This window comes from Photobacterium sp. DNB23_23_1, assembly GCF_052873815.1.
Genome location: NZ_JBNNXT010000076.1, coordinates 1 through 6,477, shown reverse-complemented (window position 1 = coordinate 6,477; position 6,477 = coordinate 1). Strand labels below are relative to the sequence as shown.

Below are 6,477 nucleotides of genomic sequence, written 5' to 3'. Positions count from 1 at the left end.
AGTCCCCAAAGGGTATCAAAAATGTGTTCAAGAGAGTGGATCAACCTGACCAGTTAATTTTCCAGTTTGGTATTAGAAAGCGGGGAGCAGGTCACGAGGGCTCTCATCACCACCAGAATCTGACAGTATAAGCCTCTACGGCGGCTGGAGAATGGACGGGGGCAAATAAAGAAAACCCAGCAGCTGGCTGGGTTTGAAGTGTATTATGACGATTGCATGTTAGAGGCTATGAGAGTTGCGCTTTAACGGCTTTACTGTCGCAGCAGACGATGATGCCAGCCAGCCTCATCTCTGTGCAGGCTTGCGCAACTGTTTCAGGTGCAATACCGCGGCAGGCCGCGAGATTGACGATCACCTTAAATTGACCTGTAGCTTGCAGTTGAAGGGCTGTTGTCTTCACGCAATAGTCAGTTGCTAAGCCTCCAATCAAGATGGTATCGACCTGTTTGGTTGTCAGCCACTCAATCAGACCAGTACTCAGCTTTTCCTCAAGATCATGATAACAGGCGCCATAAGGGTGAAGATCCTGCTCGATCCCTTTCCATATGACATGATCATACTCAGTGACAGGCGGGAGATCAGGAATAGTTTCAAACCCCAGCGTACCTGGCACGGCATGGCTGACCCAAGTCAGATCGGCATTGGGATGCTCTAACGGTGAAAGCATCTTGTCATGTGTTTCTACGACCCACACCGCATTACTTGGATGTGCGTCCTTGGTCAGGACACGTAACTCAGCTAAATTAGCCTGATTGTTTAGCTCTTGGCCTATAGTGTGACCTTCTGCAACTGGCAATTCGTTCGGGCACAGAGGAGTGAACGTTTTTTGTGGGTCTACATCAATAGCTGCAATTGTCATGACGGTCTCTTCTACAGGATCTGATTAAGGATGTGATCAGCTTTAACTCGTCTTATGCGCTTGATCAGCTTTCGCACTGGAGCTGGGTAAGCATCAACCTTGTCGATGAACTTATAGCTCCCAACAAGCTGTGTGTGTTCTAGAATGCGGTCAAGTTCACGCTGCTTCTGGTCGGCCAATAACTGTTGCTTATCATGGACCAAAATGGCATTTTCCAAGTCCAACTTCCAAGCCCTAGGGTTTAGATTGTTCCCCGTGATCAACATATAGCTGCGATCAACCCAGATCCCCTTTAGGTGGAAACTATTGTCATTGTGCTTCCACAGGTGGATAGCAAGCTGGCGTCTTGCGATGGCAGCTTCATTTTGCTTGGCAAAGTGGCGTAGATTGACTTCATAAAGGTAAGGTAACCCTGCGATGGTCTTAAACGGCTCACTAGGCGGGATATAGAAATCATTTGCTGTTTTGTCACCCACTATGATTGTCACTTTCACACCGCGACGCAGTGCTCTTTTGACTTCCCTGCTAATGCTACGCGGAAAGTTGAAATAAGGGGTACAAATCGTTAATTCTTTCTGTGCACTCGCAATCAGGGTACAGATATGTTGGTTCAGACGATTTTTCCGTTTGCCCAGGCCAACAAGTGGGGTTAGGCCGACTTCGTCATCAGAGATCTGCTCTGGATTGAATTGATAACTGGCTTTTTGTAATTGGTGGCGCAGTTCCTTTATTGGCCCTTTCAGGTTGCGGGTCTCTGGACGGTTGACCTGACTGAGGCAATTAACAGCATCGCTGTTCACTAAGGTGTCGACAATGAAATTGGCCATGCTATCGGCAAGGTTGCCATTTTTGATCACGTGATAGCGGTCATAGCGATAACGTTGGTGTTGAGCTAGATATACATCGTTTAAACTGGCGCCGCTGTAGATGATCTTGTCATCAACGACAAAGCCTTTTAGGTGCAGCACACCAAAGACCTCACGATTACGGACCGGTACACCGAGAATATCAATCTGATGCTCGTATTTCTCCGAGAACTCTCGGTATAGAGCGGCATTACCATCTGACTTATCTGCCCCGATAAGCCCACGCTGAGCCCGGTGCCAGTCAACCAGTACTTTTATATCAAGTTCAGGGTTAGCCTGCTTGGCTTCGTAAAGCGCAGTGAGGATCCCTCGTCCGCCATCGTCATCTTGAAGGTAGAGCGCGACTAGATAAATACGCGCTTTGGCATTGGAGATTTCTTGGTGGAGACGTTCACGGAACGATCCTGCATCGAGAAGGGTCTCTAAATCATCTGGCTTGTGTGCAATACACGGCAGTTGCTCAATGCGTTGCTTGTTAGCAATAGCTGAATCCATTATCGCCTCGTTTACGCGACCTTAATAAGGATGAATCGGTTAGTTAAGGGCGCAATTATATCAGAAAAACATCATAGTCAATGTATTGCGAAGTTGGCTTATATCACGCTTGACTTAATTCAAGCTTACTCTTTTGATCATAGATCATGGGAGTGAGTGTTTTACCGCTTTGCCTATAGCGGTTTATCCTTGACTGGAGTGGCTCGGGCAACTCATTATCCGTGATGATGATAAAACCGGAGTCTTGGTAAAATGCTTCTAAATAACCGAAGGCAAAACAGTAACTTGGAGAGGCGGTCAGTTGCCCGTGACAGGCATCAAGCAGGGCGAGTCCAAGCCCTTGGGAGCGGAGAGCTGGGTGCACAAGCATACCAGTGAGCAACTGGTATTGATCAAATTGCTTGAACCTGACACAGGCCTGTATGCCTTTGTTATTCTCACCAATCCAGATCACTTCATCTTTTTTAGCCTTCCCTGCTGGGTAATAAGACTTATAGAAGCGATTAATTAACGGGAACCGAAGAGTCTCAAGAGGGTGGAATCTAAGCTTGCTCATAGTGAAAACACTGCCAAGAGTGGATGAATCAGTTAAAATACAGCCCCTAGTATAAAGGTATGGATCAGAAGTCGCATGAAAGTTTTGCAAGATAGGTCGCTAGCACCATTTCATACATTTGGCCTGGATGTGAAGGCCAAAGATATTGTCGTTGCCGAGACAACACAAGATTTGGTGTCTATCTGGCAAGATGAACGGTATAGGGAGCTGCCTAAATTGATCCTGGGCCAAGGGAGCAATATTCTTTTTTGTGAAGATTTCGCCGGTGTCGTTATTCTCAATCGTATCGTTGGTATTGACGTTGAAGAAACGGCGCAGGCTTTTATGCTTCATGTTGGGGCAGGTGAAGATTGGCATCGCCTCGTGACTCAAACCGTTGAGCAGGGGATGCCCGGATTGGAAAATTTGGCCTTGATACCAGGCTGTGTAGGCTCATCGCCGATCCAGAATATCGGTGCTTACGGGGTCGAGCTAAAAGATATCTGCGCATATGTCGATACCGTTGAATTAGAAACCGGAAAACAGCGTCGCCTGACTGCCGCTGAATGCCAGTTTGGTTACCGTGACTCTATTTTTAAACATGCGCTAAAAGACAGTCACGCCATTACCGCTGTTGGTTTAAAATTGCTAAAAGCATGGAAGCCCGTGGTTTCCTATGGCCCGCTGGCCCAGTTTAAGCCTGATATCGTGACGGCGAGAGAGATCCTTTCAGCTGTGTGTGATATTCGGCAAGCTAAGCTGCCGGATCCAAAAGTGCTTGGAAATGCTGGTAGCTTTTTCAAAAACCCACTAGTTGAACCGGATGTCGTTAAGCATCTACTTGCACAATATCCTGCAATGCCGCATTATCCTCAACCCGATAATTTGGAAAAGCTCGCTGCCGGGTGGCTTATCGATCAGTGTCAGCTCAAAGGCCATCAAATTGGCGGAGCACGGGTACATGATCAACAAGCGTTGGTCTTGGTCAATTACCATCACGCAGACGTTCAAGATGTATTGCAGCTTGCTCAGTACGTTGTGGACTGCGTGAAAGATAAATTTGGTATCCAACTAGAACATGAAGTTCGATTTATGGCGGCGGCACAAGAGACGACATTGGCTGAGGTATATCGATGAAAGAGCACTCCATGCGTCTTGCTTTAATTGCCCTGTTGGCGGATGGACAGTTCCATTCTGGCGAAGCCTTGGGAGAAAAGCTGGGGATTTCACGCGCTGCAGTGAGCAAACACATAAAGGTTTTAAGGACGTGGGGAATTGATATTTTCCGCTTGCAGGGCAAAGGCTACAGCTTACCTGAAAAACTGGAACTCCTTGATTGCGATAAGATCTTGGCTCAGGTAAAGTGCTCGAGATTAGAGCTTATTCCTGTGATTGACTCTACCAACCAGTACTTGCTTGATCGCGTTGGCACCATGCCAAAAGGCGCATGCTGTTTAGCTGAATATCAGCAAGCGGGGCGGGGCCGTCGGGGTCGCCAGTGGATATCTCCTTTTGGTAGTAATCTATACCTTTCAATGTACTGGCGGCTCGATGCGGGTATAGCTGCGGCAATGGGGCTGAGCTTGGTCGTCGGTGTCGCTATTGCTGAAGCGCTGGAGTCCTTGGGAACAGAAGGGATCAAGGTTAAATGGCCTAATGATCTCTATTACCAAGACCGCAAGCTGGCGGGTATCCTAGTGGAAATGTCTGGTCAGACTGGTGAGGCGGCACATTTGGTTATTGGTATGGGCCTTAATATTGCAATGCCGGCGTCAGAAGGCGAGTCGATTGAACAGTCATGGACCAACCTCACTGATGCCTGCGACACGCTACCTGATCGCAACGTGCTTGCAGCAACGTTGATCAACCGTCTGCATGATGCGTTGAGTGATTATGAAGAAAGCGGGATGGACGGCTTTACAATGCGCTGGAATAGGCTGGATAACTTTTTGGGTCGCCCTGTGAAGTTATTGATGGGGAACCGTGTAGTGGAAGGGATTGCTCGCGGGATCAATAACCAGGGAGCGTTATTACTGGAAACCGAGCAAGGGGTAACCCCTTACCTCGGTGGTGAAATCAGCCTTAGAGGTTGTTGATGCAAATTTTGATTGAAGCGGGCAACAGCTATGTAAAAGTTGCCCAACTATTTGAAGATGGCCATTTTACGCTATTGGGTCGCTACCCGAGCCGCAAATTGGAAATGGTCTTGGAACCCTTACTGGAAAATGGAGTAACCAGAATTGTTTTCGCAAGTGTTGGGCCGGTAGAAGTTGATAACTCTATCCAGCGTATTTCGCAACTTGCCAACATCCCGGTAATGCAGGTAAAGACATTAAAGAAAGATTTTGGTGTCAAAAACGCGTACAGCGAATATCAATACCTAGGAGTCGACCGATGGTTGACGCTAGTGGCGATTCGCCAAGAATTCAAAGCGCCGACAGTCATTGTTGATATCGGCACTGCCTTAACCTTTGATGTTATGACCGAAGAAGGGAAGCATCTTGGAGGTTGGATAGCTCCTGGCTACCAGTTGATGATGAAGTCGGTACTCGAGAATACTACCAAGGTCTTCTCTGATAGGGAGCATAGCGATACTCTGCTCTTTGCCGATAACACCGCTGATGGACTGAAAAACGGATGTCGCGCAGCCTTGGTCGGACTGATTGAATATGGTCTGGCACAAGCTAAAGAGCGTTTAAAGACTGAACCTAAAGTGATCCTATGTGGCGGAGGGGTTCGACATTTACCTCAGCAGTGGGGGAAAGACCACTATCACCGTTCAGATTTGGTATTGGAAGGCCTTGCTTTGTATGCGAAATGTCGTTAATGACTAATTTTTGGCCGTCGGGGTTAGAAATCTAAAAAAATCGCTAAAAAGGTATTGCAAGGCTAGAAATAGTTCTCTAGAATGCGCAGCACTTACGCCGACTTAGCTCAGTAGGTAGAGCAACTGACTTGTAATCAGTAGGTCACCAGTTCGATTCCGGTAGTCGGCACCACTTTCTCCTAGATGAGTGAAAGTGCTTAAAAATTTGGAGGGGTTCCCGAGTGGCCAAAGGGATCAGACTGTAAATCTGACGGCTCTGCCTTCGATGGTTCGAATCCATCTCCCTCCACCAGTTTCAATAGAAAGAATAGCTTATCGAGTGACGATTTTTGCGGGCATCGTATAATGGCTATTACCTCAGCCTTCCAAGCTGATGATGCGGGTTCGATTCCCGCTGCCCGCTCCACATTTCTTGTGTGCTGATATAGCTCAGTTGGTAGAGCGCACCCTTGGTAAGGGTGAGGTCGGCGGTTCGACTCCGCCTATTAGCACCACTCTCTCCTTAAGTCAGTTCAATTCTTTTGATATATACTCTACAAACCCATGATTGGTTGTGTGGTCGTAATGCCACCAAATACCGTGCCTAGAGGGACTATCCATGTCTAAAGAAAAATTTGAACGCGTCAAACCGCACGTTAACGTTGGTACTATCGGCCACGTTGACCACGGTAAAACAACGCTAACTGCTGCTATCTGTACTACGCTTGCAAAAGTGTACGGTGGCCAAGCTAAAGACTTCGCATCTATCGATAACGCTCCAGAAGAACGTGAGCGTGGTATCACTATCTCTACTTCTCACGTAGAGTATGATACTCCATCTCGTCACTACGCACACGTAGACTGCCCAGGACACGCCGATTACGTTAAAAACATGATCACTGGTGCTGCTCAGATG

The 6,477-nt window shown here is 47.5% G+C and carries 7 protein-coding genes and 4 tRNA genes; 8 read left to right on the top strand and 3 right to left on the bottom strand.

Annotated elements, in window-relative coordinates:
- Window positions 1-226 precede the first annotated feature (226 nt).
- The 3 genes from ACVA53_RS24640 to ACVA53_RS24630 all read right to left on the bottom strand — a co-directional run bounded on the left by ACVA53_RS24640 (window position 227) and on the right by ACVA53_RS24630 (window position 2,776).
- Window positions 227-859: a nicotinamidase gene (locus ACVA53_RS24640; protein WP_446506584.1), complete on the bottom strand. Its 633-nt coding sequence runs from the start codon at window positions 857-859 to the stop codon at window positions 227-229.
- A gap of 11 nt (window positions 860-870) precedes the next feature.
- Window positions 871-2,220, bottom strand: coding sequence for a CDP-diacylglycerol--serine O-phosphatidyltransferase (gene pssA / locus ACVA53_RS24635; protein WP_255045419.1), 1,350 nt, complete (start codon window positions 2,218-2,220; stop codon window positions 871-873).
- Window positions 2,221-2,323: 103 nt separating this feature from the next.
- Window positions 2,324-2,776, bottom strand: a complete 453-nt coding sequence (locus ACVA53_RS24630; protein WP_255045420.1) for a GNAT family N-acetyltransferase — start codon at window positions 2,774-2,776, stop codon at window positions 2,324-2,326.
- A 75-nt stretch (window positions 2,777-2,851) separates the two neighbouring features.
- On the opposite strand from ACVA53_RS24630, the gene murB reads away from it, so the two are divergent.
- From murB to ACVA53_RS24590, 8 genes are all read left to right on the top strand, one after another.
- Window positions 2,852-3,892 (top strand): UDP-N-acetylmuramate dehydrogenase, encoded by a 1,041-nt coding sequence (gene murB / locus ACVA53_RS24625; RefSeq protein WP_446506583.1) that lies wholly within the window; start codon window positions 2,852-2,854, stop codon window positions 3,890-3,892.
- Complete coding sequence (gene birA / locus ACVA53_RS24620; protein WP_255045422.1) at window positions 3,889-4,851, top strand: bifunctional biotin--[acetyl-CoA-carboxylase] ligase/biotin operon repressor BirA; 963 nt, start codon at window positions 3,889-3,891, stop codon at window positions 4,849-4,851. The genes murB and birA overlap by 4 nt, the downstream gene beginning before the upstream one ends.
- Entirely contained in the window at window positions 4,851-5,582 is a 732-nt protein-coding gene (locus ACVA53_RS24615) for a type III pantothenate kinase (RefSeq protein WP_255045423.1), read from the top strand. Before birA ends, ACVA53_RS24615 begins: the two co-directional genes overlap by 1 nt.
- A 96-nt stretch (window positions 5,583-5,678) precedes the next feature.
- A tRNA-Thr gene (locus ACVA53_RS24610) sits at window positions 5,679-5,754 on the top strand.
- A 35-nt stretch (window positions 5,755-5,789) separates the two neighbouring features.
- Window positions 5,790-5,874 (top strand) — tRNA-Tyr (locus ACVA53_RS24605).
- 39 nt (window positions 5,875-5,913) lie between these two features.
- Window positions 5,914-5,988 (top strand) — tRNA-Gly (locus tag ACVA53_RS24600).
- Between the two features lie 12 nt (window positions 5,989-6,000).
- Window positions 6,001-6,076 (top strand) — tRNA-Thr (locus ACVA53_RS24595).
- A gap of 104 nt (window positions 6,077-6,180) precedes the next feature.
- A partial coding sequence (locus ACVA53_RS24590) for a GTP-binding protein (protein WP_255045424.1) occupies window positions 6,181-6,477 on the top strand: 297 nt, incomplete at its 3' end.